This window comes from Streptomyces sp. NBC_01092 (assembly GCF_045039535.1).
Lineage (GTDB): Bacteria > Actinomycetota > Actinomycetes > Streptomycetales > Streptomycetaceae > Streptomyces.
In genome coordinates this window covers 10,245,571-10,263,027 of the sequence record NZ_CP108659.1, presented here as the reverse complement: position 1 = coordinate 10,263,027, position 17,457 = coordinate 10,245,571, and the positions used below count along the sequence as shown (strand labels likewise).

General features: G+C 71.2%; 13 protein-coding genes and 1 pseudogene. 9 read left to right on the top strand and 5 right to left on the bottom strand.

The window, feature by feature from the left end; genetic code table 11:
- Positions 1–96 precede the first annotated feature (96 nt).
- From OG254_RS45665 to OG254_RS45645, 5 genes are all read left to right on the top strand, one after another.
- Positions 97–2,136: a bifunctional aldolase/short-chain dehydrogenase gene (locus tag OG254_RS45665; RefSeq protein WP_405593662.1), complete on the top strand. Its 2,040-nt coding sequence runs from the start codon at positions 97–99 to the stop codon at positions 2,134–2,136.
- 8 nt (positions 2,137–2,144) lie between these two features.
- On the top strand, positions 2,145–3,581 hold the full coding sequence (locus tag OG254_RS45660) for a rhamnulokinase family protein (protein ID WP_405593661.1): 1,437 nt from the start codon (positions 2,145–2,147) through the stop codon (positions 3,579–3,581).
- Positions 3,582–3,667: 86 nt separating this feature from the next.
- Complete coding sequence (locus OG254_RS45655; RefSeq protein ID WP_405593660.1) at positions 3,668–4,423, top strand: (Fe-S)-binding protein; 756 nt, start codon at positions 3,668–3,670, stop codon at positions 4,421–4,423.
- A complete protein-coding gene (locus tag OG254_RS45650) occupies positions 4,420–5,898 on the top strand; it encodes a LutB/LldF family L-lactate oxidation iron-sulfur protein (RefSeq protein ID WP_405593659.1) in 1,479 nt (492 codons plus the stop codon). The genes OG254_RS45655 and OG254_RS45650 overlap by 4 nt, the downstream gene beginning before the upstream one ends.
- Positions 5,895–6,599: a lactate utilization protein C gene (locus tag OG254_RS45645; protein ID WP_405595591.1), complete on the top strand. Its 705-nt coding sequence runs from the start codon at positions 5,895–5,897 to the stop codon at positions 6,597–6,599. Before OG254_RS45650 ends, OG254_RS45645 begins: the two co-directional genes overlap by 4 nt.
- On the opposite strand, the pseudogene OG254_RS45640 reads toward OG254_RS45645, so the two are convergent.
- The 3 genes and pseudogenes from OG254_RS45640 to OG254_RS45630 all read right to left on the bottom strand — a co-directional run.
- A pseudogene (locus tag OG254_RS45640) lies at positions 6,575–9,694 on the bottom strand (family 78 glycoside hydrolase catalytic domain); the annotation flags it as partial. The gene OG254_RS45645 and the pseudogene OG254_RS45640 overlap by 25 nt on opposite strands.
- 177 nt (positions 9,695–9,871) lie before the next feature.
- The gene (locus OG254_RS45635; protein ID WP_405593658.1) at positions 9,872–10,801 is read right to left on the bottom strand and encodes a hypothetical protein; all 930 of its coding nucleotides are present in this window, start codon (positions 10,799–10,801) and stop codon (positions 9,872–9,874) included.
- A 95-nt stretch (positions 10,802–10,896) separates the two neighbouring features.
- Positions 10,897–11,487 (bottom strand): hypothetical protein, encoded by a 591-nt coding sequence (locus tag OG254_RS45630; RefSeq protein ID WP_405593657.1) that lies wholly within the window; start codon positions 11,485–11,487, stop codon positions 10,897–10,899.
- A 170-nt stretch (positions 11,488–11,657) separates the two neighbouring features.
- Between OG254_RS45630 and OG254_RS45625 the strand changes: the two genes are divergently transcribed.
- On the top strand, positions 11,658–12,449 hold the full coding sequence (locus OG254_RS45625; RefSeq protein ID WP_405593656.1) for an ABC transporter ATP-binding protein: 792 nt from the start codon (positions 11,658–11,660) through the stop codon (positions 12,447–12,449).
- A 3-nt stretch (positions 12,450–12,452) separates the two neighbouring features.
- Positions 12,453–13,763, top strand: coding sequence for an FtsX-like permease family protein (locus OG254_RS45620; RefSeq protein WP_405593655.1), 1,311 nt, complete (start codon positions 12,453–12,455; stop codon positions 13,761–13,763).
- 42 nt (positions 13,764–13,805) lie between these two features.
- Here the strand turns inward: OG254_RS45620 and OG254_RS45615 are convergent, their stop codons facing one another.
- Positions 13,806–14,375, bottom strand: a complete 570-nt coding sequence (locus tag OG254_RS45615; protein ID WP_405593654.1) for a TetR/AcrR family transcriptional regulator — start codon at positions 14,373–14,375, stop codon at positions 13,806–13,808.
- Between the two features lie 150 nt (positions 14,376–14,525).
- On the opposite strand from OG254_RS45615, the gene OG254_RS45610 reads away from it, so the two are divergent.
- Complete coding sequence (locus OG254_RS45610; RefSeq protein WP_351194938.1) at positions 14,526–15,383, top strand: MoxR family ATPase; 858 nt, start codon at positions 14,526–14,528, stop codon at positions 15,381–15,383.
- On the top strand, positions 15,380–16,738 hold the full coding sequence (locus tag OG254_RS45605) for a vWA domain-containing protein (protein WP_405593653.1): 1,359 nt from the start codon (positions 15,380–15,382) through the stop codon (positions 16,736–16,738). The genes OG254_RS45610 and OG254_RS45605 overlap by 4 nt, the downstream gene beginning before the upstream one ends.
- Here the strand turns inward: OG254_RS45605 and OG254_RS45600 are convergent, their stop codons facing one another.
- On the bottom strand, positions 16,739–17,440 hold the full coding sequence (locus OG254_RS45600; RefSeq protein ID WP_405593652.1) for an SDR family oxidoreductase: 702 nt from the start codon (positions 17,438–17,440) through the stop codon (positions 16,739–16,741).
- Between the last annotated feature and the right edge of the window lie 17 nt (positions 17,441–17,457).

Below are 17,457 nucleotides of genomic sequence, written 5' to 3'. Positions count from 1 at the left end.
GGGGGGACCCCCATCGCGGCGGAGCCGCAAATTGATACAGCCCCGCGCCCCTATCGGGGCGCTGCCCTCACCCTCATCCAATAAGGACTGAAGTTCATGGCAACCCATTCCGAAGCCGCCGCCCTCCTCGCCCGGTCCCATCGGCTCGGCGCTGATCCTCGGAACACCAACTACGCCGGGGGCAACGCCTCCGCCAAGGGCATTGGCACCGATCCCGTCACCGGCGGTGATGTCGAGCTGATGTGGGTCAAGGGGTCCGGAGGCGACCTCGGCACGCTCACCGAGGGCGGGCTGGCGGTGCTGCGGCTGGATCGGATGCGGGCGCTCGTCGATGTGTACCCGGGCGTCGATCGTGAGGACGAGATGGTCGCCGCCTTCGACTACTGCCTGCACGGCAAGGGCGGGGCCGCTCCGTCCATCGACACCGCCATGCACGGGCTCGTGCAGGCCGCCCATGTCGATCATCTGCATCCCGACTCCGGCATCGCGCTCGCTTGCGCCGCTGACGGCGAGAAGCTGACCGCCGAGTGTTTCGGGGACACCGTGGTGTGGGTGCCGTGGCGGCGGCCCGGGTTCCAGCTCGGGCTCGACATCGCGGCCGTCAAGGAGGCCAACCCGCAGGCCGTCGGGTGCGTGCTCGGTGGGCATGGGATCACCGCCTGGGGCGCCACCTCCGAGGAGTGCGAGCGGAACTCGCTGCACATCATCCGGACCGCCGAGAAGTTCCTGGCGGAGAAGGGGACGGCCGAGCCCTTCGGGCCCGTCATCGAGGGGTACGAGGCACTGCCCGAGGCCGAGCGGCGGGAGCGGGCCGCGGCGCTGGCGCCGTATGCGCGTGCCGTCGCCTCGCAGGACAAGGCTCAGGTGGGACATTTCACCGACTGCGACGTAGTGCTGGAGTTCCTGGCCCGGGCCGGGCATCCGCGGCTCGCCGCGCTCGGTACCTCCTGTCCCGATCACTTCGTGCGGACCAAGGTGCGGCCGCTGGTGCTGGATCTTCCGCCGACCGCTCCGCTGGAGGAGGCCGTCGCGCGGCTTGGGGAACTGCACGCCGAGTACCGCGAGGAGTACGCCGCCTACTACCAGCGGCACGCCCTGCCCGACTCCCCCGCGATGCGCGGCGCCGACCCGGCGATCGTGCTCGTCCCGGGTGTCGGCATGTTCAGCTTCGGCAAGGACAAGCAGACCGCCCGGGTGGCCGGTGAGTTCTATGTGAACGCCATCAATGTGATGCGCGGGGCCGAAGCCGTATCGACCTATGCGCCCATCGAGGAGTCCGAGAAGTTCCGCATCGAGTACTGGGCCCTTGAGGAGGCCAAGCTTCAGCGGATGCCGCTGCCCAGGCCGCTGGCGACGCGGGTCGCGCTGGTGACCGGCGCGGGCAGCGGGATCGGGAAGGCCATCGCGCAGCGGCTCGTCGTCGAGGGGGCGTGCGTCGTGGTCGCGGACCTCAACGCCGAGAACGCCCGGGCCGTCGCCGAGGAGTTGGGCGGGTCCGACAAGGCCGTCGCGGTGACGGTGGACGTCACGTCCGAGGAGCAGATCGCCGACGCTTTCAAGGCCGCCGTGCTGGCCTTCGGCGGGGTCGATCTCGTCGTCAACAACGCCGGCATCTCCATCTCCAAGCCGCTGCTGGAGACTTCGGCCCGGGACTGGGACCTCCAGCACGACATCATGGCGCGCGGTTCCTTCCTCGTGTCGAGGGAGGCGGCGCGGGTGATGATCGCTCAGGGGGTGGGCGGTGACATCGTGTACATCGCCTCCAAGAACGGCGTGTTCGCCGGGCCCAACAACATCGCGTACGGCGCCACGAAGGCGGACCAGGCCCATCAGGTACGGCTGCTGGCCGCCGAGCTGGGCGAGCACGGCATCCGTGTCAACGGGATCAACCCGGACGGTGTCGTGCGCGGGTCGGGCATCTTCGCCGGTGGGTGGGGTGCCCAGCGCGCCGCCGTGTACGGGGTCGAGGAGGCGAAGCTCGGCGAGTTCTACGCCCGGCGGACCATCCTCAAGCGGGAGGTGCTGCCCGAGCATGTCGCGAACGCCGTCTTCGCCCTGACCGGCGGGGACCTGACGCACACCACCGGGCTGCACATCCCGGTCGACGCCGGCGTCGCGGCCGCCTTCCTGCGGTGAGCGCGGGCGTGAAGTCGTATGCCGCGGTCGACCTCGGCGCGTCCAGCGGACGTGTCATGGTCGGCCGCGTCGGCCCCAACAGCCTGGAACTGGCCGAGGCACACCGGTTCCCGAACCGGCCCGTGCGGGTCCCCGAGGGGCTGCGCTGGGATGTCCTCGGTCTCTACGCCGGGGTGCTGGACGGGCTGCGGGCGGCCGGGCAGGTCGACTCCGTCGGGATCGACAGCTGGGCCGTGGACTACGGGCTGCTGGACGCGGACGGGGCGCTGCTGGGCAATCCCGTGCACTACCGGGACTCGCGGACGGAGGGGGTCGCGGAGAAGGTGTGGGCGAGTGTTCCGGCGCGGGAGCTGTATGCCGCGACCGGGTTGCAGTACGCGCCCTTCAACACCTTGTACCAGTTGGCCGCGGCCCGTGAGTCCTCCCAACTGGCCTATGCCAAACGCCTCTTGCTCATCCCGGACCTGCTGACGTACTGGCTCACCGGCGAGCAGGGCACCGAGCTCACCAACGCCTCCACCACCCAGCTCGTCGATCCCGGCACGCGCGACTGGTCGTACGACATCGCCTCGCGGCTGGGTATCGACCTGGGCCTGTTCGCGCCGCTCAGGCAACCCGGCGATCCTGCGGGGCTGTTGCGTGACGAGGTGCTGGAGGAGACCGGGCTCACCGGGCCGGTGCCGGTGACGGCGGTCGGGTCGCACGACACCGCCTCCGCCGTGGCCGCCGTTCCGGCCGAGGGCGAGCGGTTCGCGTACATCTGCACGGGCACCTGGTCGTTGGCGGGGCTGGAGCTGGGCGCCCCTGTGCTCACCGAGGAGAGCCGGGCCGCCAACTTCACCAATGAGTTGGGGCTGGACGGCACGGTCCGGTATCTGCGGAACATCATGGGGCTGTGGCTGCTCCAGGAGTGCCTACGGGCCTGGGGCGAGCCGGAGTTGGGCGCGCTGCTGCCGGCGGCAGGCAAGGTGCCGGCGCTGCGGTCGGTCGTGGACGCGGGGGACGCCGCGTTCCTGTCGCCCGGGCGGATGCCGGAGCGGATCGCCGAGGCGTGCCGGGCGTCGGGGCAGCCGGTGCCCGTCTCGCCCGCCGAGATCACGCGGTGCATCCTCGACTCGCTCGCCCTCGCCCATCGCCGGGCGGTCACCGAGGCGCAGCGGCTCGCCGACCACCCCGTGGACGTCGTGCACGTCGTCGGCGGCGGCACGCGCAACGCCCTGCTGTGTCAGCTCACCGCCGACGCCTGCGGGCTGCCGGTGGTGGCCGGTCCGGCCGAGGCCGCGGCCCTCGGGAACGTCCTCGTCCAGGCGCGGGCCCACGGTCTGGTCGGCGACCTCACCGACGGGCGGCGCCTGCTCTCCCGTACGCAGCCCTTGGTCCGGTACGAGCCGTCCGGGGACGGGGCGCGCTGGCGCGAGGCGGAGGCCCGGCTCGCCCGACGGTGAACTCGCCCGACGGTGAAGAGGTCTCCCCCAGGCCGCGCTGCCGCATTACCCTGCACTCATCGGATGATCGATCACAAGGAGCCGCGATGCGTGTCGCCCTGTTCCTGACCTGTGTCAACGACACGCTCTATCCGGACACCGGGCGCGCCGTGGTGAAACTGCTGACCAGGCTGGGCGTCGACGTCGACTTCCCGATGGCGCAGACCTGCTGCGGGCAGGCGCACTACAACACCGGATACCGACATGAGGCCGAGCCGCTGGCCCGGCATTTCTCCGATGTCTTCGGGGAGTACGAGGCGATCGTCACGCCGTCCGGGTCGTGCGGGGCGATGGTGCGGGAGCTGTATCCGCGGATGGGCGAGCGGGCCCGGGCCGAGGGGCGCGGAGACACGCTCGCGGCGACGCTGGCGCCGGTGGTGCCGAAGACGTACGAGCTGACGGAGTTCCTGGTGGACGTGCTGGGGGTGACGGACGTGGGCGCCTACTACCCGCACCGGGTGACGTACCACCCGACTTGTCACGGGCTGCGCGGGCTGGGGCTGGCCGACCGGCCCCGGCGGCTTCTTCAGGCCGTCAAGGGGCTGGAGCTGGCCGAGTTGCCGGGGGCGGACGAGTGTTGCGGCTTCGGCGGCACGTTCGCGCTGAAGAACGCCGATGTCTCGGCGGCGATGGGCGCCGACAAGGTGCGCAACGCCGAGTCGACGGGCGCGCAGGTGCTGTGCGCGGCCGACAACTCCTGTCTCATGCACATCGGCGGGACCATGGCCCGGCTGCGGACGGGCATGCGGCCGGTGCACATCGCGGAGATCCTGGCGAGCACGGAGGAGGAGCCGGCCGTATGAGCGGGACGTATCTGGGGATGCCGGCCTTTCCGAAGGCCGCGCACGAGGCCGTGCACGACGCGACCCTGCGCGGCAATCTGCGCCACGCCACGCACACCATCCGCGCCAAGCGGGCGAAGGCCGTCGCGGAGGTCTCCGACTGGGCGGCGCTGCGCGAGGCGGGCAAGCGGATCAAGGACCACACGCTGCGCCATCTCGACCGGTATCTCGTGCAGTTGGAGGAGTCGGTGACGGCGGCGGGCGGCACGGTTCACTGGGCCGCCGACGCCGACGAGGCGAACCGGATCGTGGCCGATCTGGTCAAGGCGACCGGTGAGTCGGAGGTCGTCAAGGTCAAGTCGATGGCCACGCAGGAGATCGAGCTGAACGAGGCTCTGGAGGCGGAGGGCATCCGTGCCTACGAGACCGATCTCGCCGAGCTGATCGTGCAGTTGGGCAAGGACCGGCCGTCCCACATCCTCGTCCCGGCGATCCACCGCAACCGGGGTGAGATCCGGGACATCTTCCGCAAGGAGATGAGCGAGTGGGGCCGTCCGGCTCCCGAGGGCCTGACCGACACCCCTGCCGAACTCGCCGAGGCGGCGCGCCTCCACCTGCGCGAGAAGTTCCTGCGCGCCAAGGTCGGCATCTCCGGCGCCAACTTCATGGTCGCCGAGACCGGCACGCTGGTCGTCGTGGAGTCCGAGGGCAACGGGCGGATGTGCCTGACGCTGCCCGAGACGCTGATCTCGGTCGTCGGCATCGAGAAGATCCTGCCGACCTGGCGGGACCTGGAGGTGTTCCTGCAGACCCTCCCCCGCTCCTCCACCGCCGAGCGCATGAACCCGTACACGACCATGTGGACCGGTACGACCGACGGTGACGGACCGCGCGACTTCCATCTGGTCCTCCTCGACAACGGCCGCACCGACACGCTCGCCGACGAGGTCGGCCGCCAGGCCCTGCGCTGCATCCGCTGCTCGGCGTGTCTGAATGTGTGCCCCGTGTACGAGCGGGCGGGCGGGCACGCCTACGGCTCGGTCTATCCGGGTCCGATCGGCGCCATCCTCAGTCCTCAACTGCGGGGTGTGGGAAGCGAGATCGACGCCTCGCTGCCGTATGCGTCGTCGCTGTGCGGCGCCTGCTACGAGGTGTGTCCGGTCGCCATCGACATCCCCGAGGTGCTGGTGCATCTGCGGGAGCGGGTCGTCGAGGGCGGTGAGGTGACGGCGAAGGGCAACAAGGTGGTGCTGAAGCCGGCCAAGGGGCATGCCGCCGAGCGGGCCGCGATGCGGGCGGCGCGCTGGGCGTTCAGCCACCCGGGCGCCCTGCGGACGGGCCAGCGGCTCGCCTCGCGCACCCGCCGTCTGCATCCGCGCTCACTGCCCGGACCGGGCAAGGCGTGGAGCGGGACGCGGGATCTTCCGGCGGTGCCTGCGGAGCCGTTCCGGGACTGGTGGCAGCGGACCAACGGCGGGAAGGACGGCGCCAAGTGAGCAGCAAGGAACGGATCCTGGGCCGGGTGCGGCGCGCACTGACCGACGTGACCCAGGACGACACTCCCCCAGTGCCTGAAAGGCCTGGGAGGGACCCCCAGTACGAGCAGGCGGTTGCGCGCGACTATCTGCGGGAGCACGGGGAGCGGAGTGTCGCCGAGACCGTCGATCTGCTGGCCGAGAACCTGGCGGACTATCGGGCGATCGTGCACCGTACCGACCCCGGGGAACTGCCGTATCTCATCATGCGGTTGCTCGCCGCGCGCGGATCCCAATACGTGCTCGTGCCCCCGGGGCTCCCGCCGGAGTGGATGTCGGCCGCCGATCCCACCCGCGTCCACGATCGCGCCGTCAGCACGCCGCACGAACTCGACAAAGTCGAGAGCGTGGTCACGGCGTGCGCCGTGGCCGTCGCCGAGACCGGCACCATCGTCCTGGACGGCTCCCCCGACCAGGGCCGGCGCCGCATCACGCTCGTCCCCGACCACCACATCTGTGTCGTACGGGTTCCCGAGCAGGTCGTGTCGTCCGTCCCGCAGGCCCTCGAACGCCTCGACCCGGTCCGCCCGATGACGTGGATCTCCGGTCCTTCGGCGACCAGCGACATCGAGCTGGACCGGGTCGAAGGGGTGCACGGTCCGCGCACCCTGGAGGTGGTGCTGGTGGGCGAGGGTCGGGCGAGCGCGGACGTCAGCGCGTAGCGGCCGGACGGCAGCCGGTAGGAGGCGACGCCGTCCGCGAAGCCCAGGTACTCGACGCCGTCGGCCTCGGCCAGGGGGGTGCGGCCCTCGCGGACGGTGGACGGGTCGGTGGTGGGGATGCGCAGCGTCGCGGTGCTGTTCGCGGGTACCTCGGCCCGGTAGGTCAGCGACCGGTCGTCCTTGTGCCACTCGCTGACGATCTCGCCGTAGGGCGAGAGGTGGGCGCCGGTGACCCGTGTGACCTTGCCGGTCGGGTCGAGATGGGGCCGTAGGAAGAAGTGCCGGAAGCCCGGGTGGGCCGGGTCCTTGGCGATGCCGGCCATGCTCTCGTACATCCACTCCATGATCGCGCCGTAGGAGTAGTGGTTGAACGAGTTCATGTCGACCGGGCCGAAGCCGTCCTCCTTCGAGTACGAGTTCCAGCGCTCCCAGATGGTGGTGGCGCCGTTCCGCACCGAGTACAGCCAGGACGGCATGGAGTCCTGGTGCAGCAGCCGGTACGCCAGGTCGACGCGGCCCTCGTCGGTGAGCACCGGCGCGAGGACGTTCACGCCGAGGAAGCCGACGGAGAGGGTGTTCTCGGCGTACTTCACGCGGGTGCTGTCGGGGTGGGCCTCCTTGTAGGCCTCGTCGTTGCCGATGTTGTCGGCGAGGAGCGCGACCAGCCCGCGTCGCTGGGCCTCGGTGTCGTGGAACCCGAGTTTGAGGACCCACAGCAGGGCGGTCTGGCTGTTGTCCTCCGTCCTGCCGCCCGTCGGCGGTGCGTCACCGAGGCTGGAGCGGACCGTCACCCGGCCGGCCGAGTCGGTGGTCAGGTACTTGGTGATGAACGCCCGCTTGATGTGGGCGAAGAGGTCGTCGTAGGCGCGGGTCTCGGCGGTGCGGCCGGTGGCGCGGGCCATGTCGGCCATCAGCCGGGCGCTGTAGCCGTAGTAGATGTCGCTGATGAGCTGGGTGCTGGTGTCCTGGAAGGCCAGCCAGTCGCCGAAGATCGCGCCCTGTCCGGCATAGGTGTCGCCGGTGCGCGCCCGGATCCAGTCCATGTACCTCGTCATGGCCGTCCAGCTGCGGTCGACCACCGTGGTGTCGCCGGACATCTGCCACACCGTCCACGGGACGACGACCCCGCAGTCCGCCCAGCCGCTGGCGGGGGCGGCCGCGTTGTAGCGGTTGCCGGGCGCGACCGCGGTGAACTGGGCGCCGTCCAGGCCGTAGGTGCGCTGCGAGTCGATCAGGATGTCCTCGAAGTGGCTGAGGAAGTTGACCGCGTCGGCGTTGTAGAGGCCGGTGTGGGAGAAGAGCTGGGTGTCGCCGGTCCAGCCGAGGCGTTCGTCGCGCTGGGGGCAGTCGGTGGGCACCCAGAGATAGTTGCCGCGCTGGCCCCAACGGACGTTGCTGATCAGCTGGTTGACGTCGGTGTCGTCGGTCGTGATCGTGCCGATCTCTCGGAGGGCGGAGGTCGCGACCCGACCCGTGAAGCGGGTGAGGGTGACCGTGTCCGTCGCGGTGACGGAGACATGACGGAAGCCGTAGAAGGTCAGCGAGTCCTCGTGGGTCTCGCCGTCGGGGTCGCCCTTGAGGATGTACGTGCTGGTCGCCTTGGCGGAGCGGAGGTTGGCGCGGTAGACCGAGCCGACGGGGCCGTCGGCGCCCTCGCTGTCGTCGTTGAGCATCTCGCCGGGTTTGAGGGTGACTTGTGCGCCCGCCGGGCCGCGCAGGGTGTAGCGGGGCACGCCGACCATGTTCTGGCCGAGGTCGATCACGGCGGTGTCGCCGGGACGCAGGGTCACGGCCGCACCGGCGGCGGTGGCCGGGTCGGTGACGGTACGGGCGGGGTCGACGACGATGCGGCCCTTGCCGTTGGGGCTGTCGCCCTGGCCGGACACGCCCGTGTAGAAGGTGATGGAGTGCGGCCGGCGATCCCATGGGGGCATCAGACGGGCGCTCTCACCGGGGTAGGCGACCAGCTTCGCGTCGGGGAACCTGGTGGCGTGGTCGTGCTCGGTCACGCCCGCCCAGCCGGAGGCGTCGAAGCCGTTGGCCGTCCAGCCCGGGAGTTCCTCGCGGGCGTCGTAGGTCTGGCCGTCGTAGATGTCGTCGGCACGGTAGGGGCCGGTGTCGGTGGCCTTCCAGTCGTCGCCGGGCGCGGTGACGATGCTCTGCTCGGATCCGTCCGTGTACCGGATCAGGAGCTTGGCCTTGAGGGCCAGCGGGTTGCCGTCGGTCGAGTAGTAGGCGCTGTTCTCGGAGACACGGCCGTTGTACCAGCCGTTGCCGAGCACGGCGGCGAGGGTGACCTGGCCTTGGTGCGCCTTGCCCGCGACCAGGTCCGTGACGTCGTAGGTGAAGTAGTTGACGGTGCTGTCGTAGTTGGTCCAGCCAGGGGTCAGGAGCTCGTGGGTGGTGCCGTCGCCCTGCGGTACGGCGACCCGATGGCCGTTGATGTGCGCCTCGTACAGGCCGAGGGCGGTGATGTAGAGCCTGGCGGCGCTTACTTGACGTCCCGTCAGTCGGGCCTGTCGGCGCAGGAGCGGGGCGCCGGGGGTGTGGGGCCGCTTGCCCGCCATGGTGATCCACCGGGCGCCGTCCCAGCCGGTGACGCCGTCGGCGGCGAGCAGGCCGGTCTCGAAGCGTGCGGTCGGGGCGGCGGGGGCGGCGCGGCCGGTCTCGTCCCAGACCGTGACCGTCCAGTGGTAGCGGGTGGACGGGCGCAGGGCGGGGCCGCCGTAGCGTACGGCGATCGAAGTCGGTGAGGTGACACGGCCGCTGTCCCAGACGTCCGCGCGGGAGGGGGTCAGGCGGTCGGGCGCCGTGGCCACCAGGATCCGGTACGCCGACTGTCGGCGGCCGCGCACCGTGGACGCCATGCGCCAGCCGAATCTGGGGTGTTCGGCGTCCACGCCGAGGGGGTTCGTACGGTGCTCGACCGTCAGGCCCTCGACTGCGGTGCGCGGCGAGGTCGGTGCGGCGGCCGCTGCGGGGCCGCCGGTGATGATGCCGCCCGCCACCGCGAGCGGCGCGGCGCCGAGTGCCGTGGTGAGCACGGTCCGCCGGCGCACCCCTTTGCCCTTCGTGCTGTCGACTCCGTCGTTCATGCCGTTGTCCCTTCGGCTGGGTTCGGTTCGGAGTTGGAACGATTCAGCTCGAACGACGGTTGAAGCTAGTGGCAGAAGTGGTCAGTGTCCATGCCACGATCAGGACAAGAACTGTGCAGATTCCAACAGAAGCCCCCAACCACTGGGGCCAGATATTGAAACCGTTCAAAATCGGAATCAGGAGTTCTTGCCCGGCCGCCTGGTGGAGTCGCGACTCAGGATGCCGAAGGCCCACCGCTCGTTGAAGCCCGCCACGAAGCCGATGGCACACCAGAAGCCCCAGAACTCGGTGCCGGCGGCGGCCGATCCCGGGTTACCCGGCGCCGGGCAGATCTCGGTCGTGGTGGCGGGCGGTTCGAAGACGGTCACGATGCCGCCGCTGAGCAGGAAGTAGACGGCGAGGGCGAGGATCCAGCCGACGAACACCCGGTACACGCCCTCATGGCGCATGCTGCGGGCCATCTGGCCGGGGACCACGATGCCCTCGCGGCCGTTGGTCTGCCGGCGCGCCAGCTGGTCGGCGCTCCCCCGCAGCCGTACGAGCACACTGAGCACGGCCCCGAACGCGCCGACGCCGCCGCACACGAAGGCGCCGAGCAGGCTCCAGCGGTTGGTGCAGTTCAGTGTCACGCCCAGGGCGCCGAGCAGGTCGACGCCCCAGAGCAGCGGCATGAGGAGGAGTGTCAGACTGGCGGCCGAGCCCATGGCGAGTCCGAAGTTGAGACCCCGGCTGACGGCGGTCGCGCTGTCCTGCGCGAGCCGGCCCCGCAAGTCGGCGATCTCCTGGTCGAGATACTCGGTCAGATGCTCGTTCGGCTTGGCCTCACGCAGCCGTTGGTCGCTCAGGGCGTTGCCGAGCACCCGCACCACGGTGATCCGTGCCGAGACGCGCGTCCTGCGCTCGAAAGCGCGCTGCGAGGCGCCGTAGAGCAGCTGTAACTGGAGCTGCTGTTCCGGATACAGATCGCCGAACTGCCCGTACTCACGGTCGAGGCCGTCCGGCACGACCTCCGTCAGCCCCTCGGGCCACAGCTCGGTGTCCGCCCCCTGGACCGACTCCCGCATTCCCCGCCACCACGCCTGGCGGCGGCCCCCGTTTTCCGTCATGGTCACACCTGTACCGGCATCGGGCCCCTGCGGGGAAGTCTCCCAAGGCACCAGTCCTGTCACCGATTTCACGGAGCCGCGACCTCCGCCCGCCGTCAGGAGTAGACGATCGGGCAGCCGCGTCGTATCGAGTGCTGGGCGGCGCGCAGATACACGGCCACGTAGAAGGCGGCGTCGAGGTCGTCGCCCCACCGTCCCGGCCGGGCCGCCGCGGTGCCCTTCGCCCGACCGTCCAGGAACCAGCCGGTCAGCTCCAGGTTGTGGGACGTCGCCGGTATCTCGTCGGACGGCAGCTCCACGGCCGCCGCCAGCCGCTGCGCGAGGGCGAGGACCTGCGGGGCTCCGGCGACGGTGGTCGTCAGGTCGTAGGCGGACTCGACGGGCAGCTCGATCTCCTCGTCGAGCGACACCGGCACCAGCACCGTCCAGCCCAGGAGGAGCTCCTCCTCCGCCCTCGACAGGTGCGCCCGGCACAGCGCCACGAAGCCGTCCATGGGCGGGACGAGTTTCTCCTCGAAGGCCGTCCCGGAACCCCGGGCGAACTCCGTCTCCTCGGGCACGCTCGTGTACGGCGCGAGCCCGCGCCGCCCCAACTCCTCGTTCAGCGCCGCGGCGACGTCCCCCCGGCCGTCCTCCTCCTCGCCGAACCACTCCTGTGCGCCCACGCTCACCAGATAGATCCCCATGCGTCGGAAGGTACCGCCCACCACTGACATCGCGGCCGCTCGCCGGTGCCGGCCCCCCGTCGGGGGTGTCGCTGAGTACACCCGGGAAGACGGGTTCTGCGCCCAATGTGGTCCGGTCGCCGCGTCCGTAGCTTCGTCGGCAGGGCACAGGGAGTGCCGGACGGAGAGTGATGACGATGTTTCGCGCAGGTTCGCGGCGCACGCACGACAAGGGACCCGCCGCCGAGGCGCTGCGGCTGGTCAAGGTCACCAAGACCTACGGCTCGCAGGACAACGCAGTGACGGCCTTGGACGGGATCACGCTCGGTCTGGGGCGCGGCACCTTCACGGCGGTGATGGGGCCGTCGGGTTCCGGCAAGAGCACGCTGCTGCACTGCGCGGCCGGGCTCGACCGGCCCGACAGCGGCATCGTGCGGGTGGACGGCACCGAGCTGACCGGGGGCGGAGAGGCGGAGCTGACGAAGTTCCGGCGGGGCCGGATCGGGTTCGTGTTCCAGCAGTACAACCTGCTGGAGACGCTGACGGTCGCGCAGAACACGGTCCTGCCGCTCAAGCTCGCCGGGCAGCGCGTCGACCGTGGGCGGGCCAGGGAGATCCTGACCTCCGTCGGACTCGGTGACCGGCTCGGGCACCGCCCCGACCAGCTGTCAGGCGGTCAGCGGCAGCGTGTGGCCATCGCCCGCGCGCTGGTGACCGAGCCCCGGGTGATCTTCGCGGACGAGCCGACGGGGGCGCTGGACACGCGCAGCGCACGCGATGTGCTGCGGCTGCTCCAGCAGGCGGTGCGGGTGCACGGTCGGACCGTCGTGATGGTGACCCATGACCCGGTCGCCGCCTCCTACGCGGACGCGGTGCTGTTCCTGGCGGACGGCCGGCTGGCCGGACGGATGGACGCGCCGACCCCGGACGCGGTGGCCGAGCGCCTCGCGCACCTGGGCGACGACGTGGCACTGGGGGTGTGAGCGATGTTCATGCTGGCCCTGCGCTCGATCCGGCACCGCCCCGGGCGGTTCCTCGCGACGCTGCTGTCCGCGTTCCTGGGCGCGGCGATCATCATGACGTTCAACTCGATGCACGACACGGCGGCGCAGGACGGCGTCGACCCGACCAGCGCGGAGACGCTGTCCACCGCGGCGGGCGTCGTCGGCGGCTACGGCACGCTGCTGGTCTTCTTCGCGGTCGCCTCGACCCTGACGGTCAACGTCCGCCAGCGGGCGGCCGAGTTGGAGCTGCTGCGCTGTTCGGGGGCGACTCCGGCGCAGCTGAAGCGGATGGTCGTGGGCGAGGCGGTGGTCGTGGCCCTGGTGGGCGCGGCGCTCGCGATCGGTCCGGCGATGCTGGGCGGCCGGGCGCTGCTGGAGCTGTTCCAGGACAGCGGTCAGGTCGCCGGGTCCGTCGAGCACTCCTTCGGCCCGATCGCGCTCCTCTCCGGCATCGACATCACGCTGCTCGCGTCGGCCGGCGCCGCCTTCCTCGCCGTACGGCGGGCGACGCGCGGGCACGAGAAGCGGGGCGGGGCGCGGAAGTTCCTCGCCTACGCGGCGCTGCTCGCCGGGGCGGCGTCGGTCTCCTCCACCTTCGCGTTCTCGGCGTCGGACGCGGCCCTGATGGCGCCGCCCGCCTACGGGGCGATCCTGCTGTCGGTGGGCTTCGCGCTGATGGCGCCGCGACTGCTGGAGGCCGTCCTGGACCGGCTGCCGCTGAGCGGGGCGAGCGGCTGGCTGGCGGTACGGAATCTGCGGGAGCGGGCCGGTCATCTGGCCGGGATCCTGATGTCGCTGATCCTGTTCACGGCGGTGGCGACGGCCACGCTCACCATGCAGGCGGTGGAGAGCGACACGGTCGAGGCCCTGGGCATCACCAAGTCGATCGACGACAAGACCCTGGAGACGCTGAACTTCACGGTCGTCGGCATCATCGTGGTCTTCGTCTGCGTGATGCTGGTCAACTCGCTGTACGCGGCGACGAGTTACCGCTCCCGGGAGTTCGGGCAGCAGCGGCTCGCGGGGGCGACGCCGGGACAGGTGCTCGGGACGGTGGGCGTCGAGGGGCTGATCCTGACGGTCACCGGTGTCTTCTTCGGCGCGCTGGCCGCGCTGGCGGGGATCATCCCGTTCACCGTGGTCCGCTCCGACGAGATGCTGCCGGGTGAGGTCTACGGCATCGGGCTCGCGGTGGTCGCCGTCGCGGCGGCGGTGACACTGGGGACCGGCCTCCTCACGGCCCGGCGGATGCTGCGCACTGCGGCTGTCGGGGCGGTCGCGGTGGCGTCGTGAGACGGGTGGGTGCGAGGGGCGGCCGCTTCGGCGGCCGCCTCGTCATGTCACGCCGGCCGCGTCCAGCAGCGTGGTCACCGTCGCGACGGTCAGCCCGTCCAGGGTCTCGACCCGGGCCCCGGACCGTGCGCTGGCCCCGTCGAAGATCAGCATCAGCTGACGGGCGAGCAGCTCCGCGTCCCGGGCCCCGCCGTCCTCGGCCTGGGTACGGAAGTAGCCCTTCATCCAGTCCTTCGCCCCGCGGGCGACCGTGCTCGCCGGGTGCTGCGGATTCTTGAGCTCGACCAGCGCGGCGAGATAGGGGCAGCCCTGGTAGGCGGGCTCGGAGGACGCCTTCTCCAGCCGCTCGAAGACGTGCAGGATCCGCTCGCGCGGGGTGCCGGCACCCTGGGAGTCCGGCGCCAGCTGGGTCTCGTACTCCGGCAGCTGTCGGGCCAGGCTGGCCGCGAGGACCTCGTCCTTGCTCGCGAAGAGCTGGTACATGGACCGCTTCGAGACACCGGCCGTCCGGCACAGCGCCTCGACGCCGATGGAGACGCCCTCGCGGTAGAACAGCTCGGACGCCGCGTCGAGGAGTCGGTCCCTGGTGGACGCCTTGTCTGTTGTGGCCATACCGGCGAGGTTACCTCGCCGAGAGGCAAGAGGAAACCGATCGGTATACCACCTTCCGGTGCGCTGAATCCCCGTGGCATCATCGCTGAACAAGCGCTTAGATAGGTGCCCTGTCCTGTGCTGACTGTCGCCGCCGACCTGGAGGCCCCGTTGTTCACATCCGTCGACGACGTCTCGGCGCGCCTGGCCGAGACCGGTTATCTCGCCTCGCCCGCGGTCGCCACGACCGTCTTCCTCGCCGACCGGCTCGGCAAGCCGCTCCTGGTGGAGGGCCCGGCCGGGGTCGGCAAGACGGAGCTCGCCAAGGCCGTCGCCGAGGTGGCGGGGGCGCGGCTGGTGCGCCTGCAGTGCTACGAGGGGGTCGACGAGTCCCGGGCGCTGTACGAGTGGAACCACGCCAAGCAGCTGCTGCGCATCAGCGCGGGCCGCGACGAGACGTGGGACGAGACCCGCACCGACATCTTCAGCGAGGAGTTCCTGCTCACCCGGCCGCTGCTGACGGCCATCCGGGGCGACGACCCCAAGGTGCTGCTGATCGACGAGACCGACAAGGCCGACGTCGAGGTGGAGGGCCTGCTGCTGGAGGTGCTCAGCGACTTCCAGGTCACGGTCCCCGAGCTGGGCACCATCTCCGCGACGCGCCGCCCCTTCGTCGTCCTCACCTCCAACGCGAGCCGGGAGCTGTCCGAGGCGCTGCGCCGTCGCTGCCTCTTCCTGCACATCGGGTTTCCCGAGGAAGAGTTGGAGCGCCGGATCGTACGACTGAAGGTGCCGGGGCTCGACGAGGCGCTGGCCCGCTCGGTCGTGCGGGTCGTGGGCGCACTGCGGGCGATGGACCTGCGCAAGCTGCCGTCGGTCGCCGAGACCATCGACTGGGCGCACACCCTGCTCGCGCTGGGCGCCGACTCGCTGGACGAGACGGTCGTACGGGCCACCCTCGGTGTGCTGCTCAAGCATCAGGACGACGTCCTCAAGGCGACCGCCAAGCTCGACCTGGACGCCCTGTGACCACGCCCGCGGGCGTCGCGGAGCGGCTGACCTCCCTGGTCGGGGCGCTGCGCGCGCACGGCGTCCGGATCGGCACCGGCGAGACGGTGGACGCGGCGCAGGCGATGGAGGCGCTCGGCCTCGCCAACCGGGAGCTGCTGCGCGAGGGGCTGGCGGCGACGCTGCTGCACGGCACCGGGCAGCGGCAGGTGTTCGACCCGGTCTTCGACCTGTACTTCCCGCGCGGCGTCGGCGGCCCGGAGCAGAAGGCCGCGGGACGGGACGACCTGCGGGACCGGCTGGCAGCGGCCCTGGCAGCCGACGATCAGGCGATGATGGGCCGGCTGGCGGCCGAGGCGGTCGACGGTTTCGGCGGCTACGGCTCCTCTCCGGAGTCGGACGGCTGGTCGTCGTACCAAACCCTGGAGCGGCTGCGCCCGCAGACCCTGCTGGCCCGGGTGCGTGACAACGTCCGTGGGCAGGGCGGGAGTTCGGGGTTCGCGGACCGGCTGCTGGAGGACGAGATCCGGCGGCGGATCGAGAACTTCCGCACGCTGGTGGCCTCGGAGGCGCGCCGGCGGGTGGCCGAGCGGCGCGGTCGGGACGAGATCGCCCGGCGGGCGGTGGCCCCGACCGCCGACCGGGTCGACTTCCTGTTCGCGGGCAAGGCCCAACTGGCCGAGCTGCGCAGGGCCGTCCAGCCGCTCGCCCGCAAGCTGGCGACCCGGCTCGCGGCACGCCGCCGCCGTGCCGCACGCGGCACGATCGACCTACGACGGACCCTGCGCGGGTCGCTGTCGACCGGCGGGGTGCCGATGCGGCCGGTCTTGCGCAGACGGCGTCCGGCCCGCCCCGAACTGGTGCTGCTGTGCGATGTGTCGGGGTCGGTGTCCGGTTTCTCGGACTTCACGATGCTGTTGGTGCAGGCGCTGCACGACCAGTTCAGCAAGGTGCGCGTGTTCGCCTTCGTCAACCGGATCGACGAGGTGACCGGGCTGCTGCAGCGCGGCACCGCCGATCCGGAGGGGCTCAGCACCCGGATCGAGGCGGAGGCCCAGCTCACCTGCTATCACGGCAGCAGCGACTACGGCATGGCACTGGGCGAGTTCGCCGAGCGGTACGGGGACGCGGTCGGTCCGCGCTCGACGGTGTTCGTCCTCGGCGACGCCCGTACCAACATGAGCGACCCGAACCTGCCGGCCGTACGGCGGATCGCCGGACAGGCGCGTCGCGTCTACTGGCTGAACCCCGAGCAGCGCTCCCGCTGGGGCACCGGCGACTCGGCGGCACCCGCCTACGCCGAGCTGGTCGAGATGCACGAGTGCCGCACCGCCCGGCAGCTCAGCGCACTGGTGGCGAGGCTGCTGCCGGTCTAGTCAGGCGGCGAGCTGCGGGTAGAGGGCGACCGGATCGGCCGACAGGCCCGCCTTCACCTGCCGCGAGATGTCGTCGGCCAGGACCTCGTAGGCACCCGACGCGATCCCGTCGAGGGCCTGCGCCGCGACGCTCTCGGCCGTGGACTTGGGCGCGTCGATGGCGGCCGCCAAGTCGGTGTCGACGTAGCCGACGTGCAGGCCGGTGACCTCGATGCCGCGTGGCTTCAGGTCGAGGCGCAGCGAGTTGGTCTGCGACCAGAAGGCGGCCTTGGACGCGCTGTAGGAGCCGGCGAGGCCGACCCACGACAGCACGGAGTGGACGTTGAGGATGTGGCCGCCGCCGTTGCGCTCGATGACGGGGACGAAGGCCCGGGTGACCAGGAGCGGTCCGTAGAAGTTGGTCTCGAATTCGCGGCGGACGTCGTCGACCGGCGAGTCGAGGAAGTTCGCGTTCACCGCGGCACCCGCGTTGTTGATCAGCAGGGTGACGTCCTGCGCCTGCTCGGCGGCCGCCGCGACGGACGCGGGGTCGGTCACCTCCAGCGCGAGCGGCACGGCGTCGGGGTGCGTGACGGTGTGCGGGTCGCGGGCGGTGGCGTACACCTTCTTCGCGCCCCGCTCGTACAGGGCCGCGACCAGGGCGCGGCCGATGCCGCGGCTGCCGCCGGTGACCAGGGCCACGGAACCTTCGATGGTGGTCATGGGGGTCTCCCTCGCAA

Bases quoted from the DNA above. Each gene is read 5' to 3' on its own strand.
- OG254_RS45635 (WP_405593658.1), bottom strand. From the start codon at position 10,801: ATGACGGAAAACGGGGGCCGCCGCCAGGCGTGGTGGCGGGGAATGCGG.
- OG254_RS45625 (WP_405593656.1), top strand. From the start codon at position 11,658: ATGACGATGTTTCGCGCAGGTTCGCGGCGCACGCACGACAAGGGACCC.
- OG254_RS45650 (WP_405593659.1), top strand. From the start codon at position 4,420: ATGAGCGGGACGTATCTGGGGATGCCGGCCTTTCCGAAGGCCGCGCAC.
- OG254_RS45620 (WP_405593655.1), top strand. From the start codon at position 12,453: ATGTTCATGCTGGCCCTGCGCTCGATCCGGCACCGCCCCGGGCGGTTC.
- OG254_RS45655 (WP_405593660.1), top strand. From the start codon at position 3,668: ATGCGTGTCGCCCTGTTCCTGACCTGTGTCAACGACACGCTCTATCCG.
- OG254_RS45615 (WP_405593654.1), bottom strand. From the start codon at position 14,375: ATGGCCACAACAGACAAGGCGTCCACCAGGGACCGACTCCTCGACGCG.
- OG254_RS45665 (WP_405593662.1), top strand. From the start codon at position 97: ATGGCAACCCATTCCGAAGCCGCCGCCCTCCTCGCCCGGTCCCATCGG.
- OG254_RS45630 (WP_405593657.1), bottom strand. From the start codon at position 11,487: ATGGGGATCTATCTGGTGAGCGTGGGCGCACAGGAGTGGTTCGGCGAG.
- OG254_RS45600 (WP_405593652.1), bottom strand. From the start codon at position 17,440: ATGACCACCATCGAAGGTTCCGTGGCCCTGGTCACCGGCGGCAGCCGC.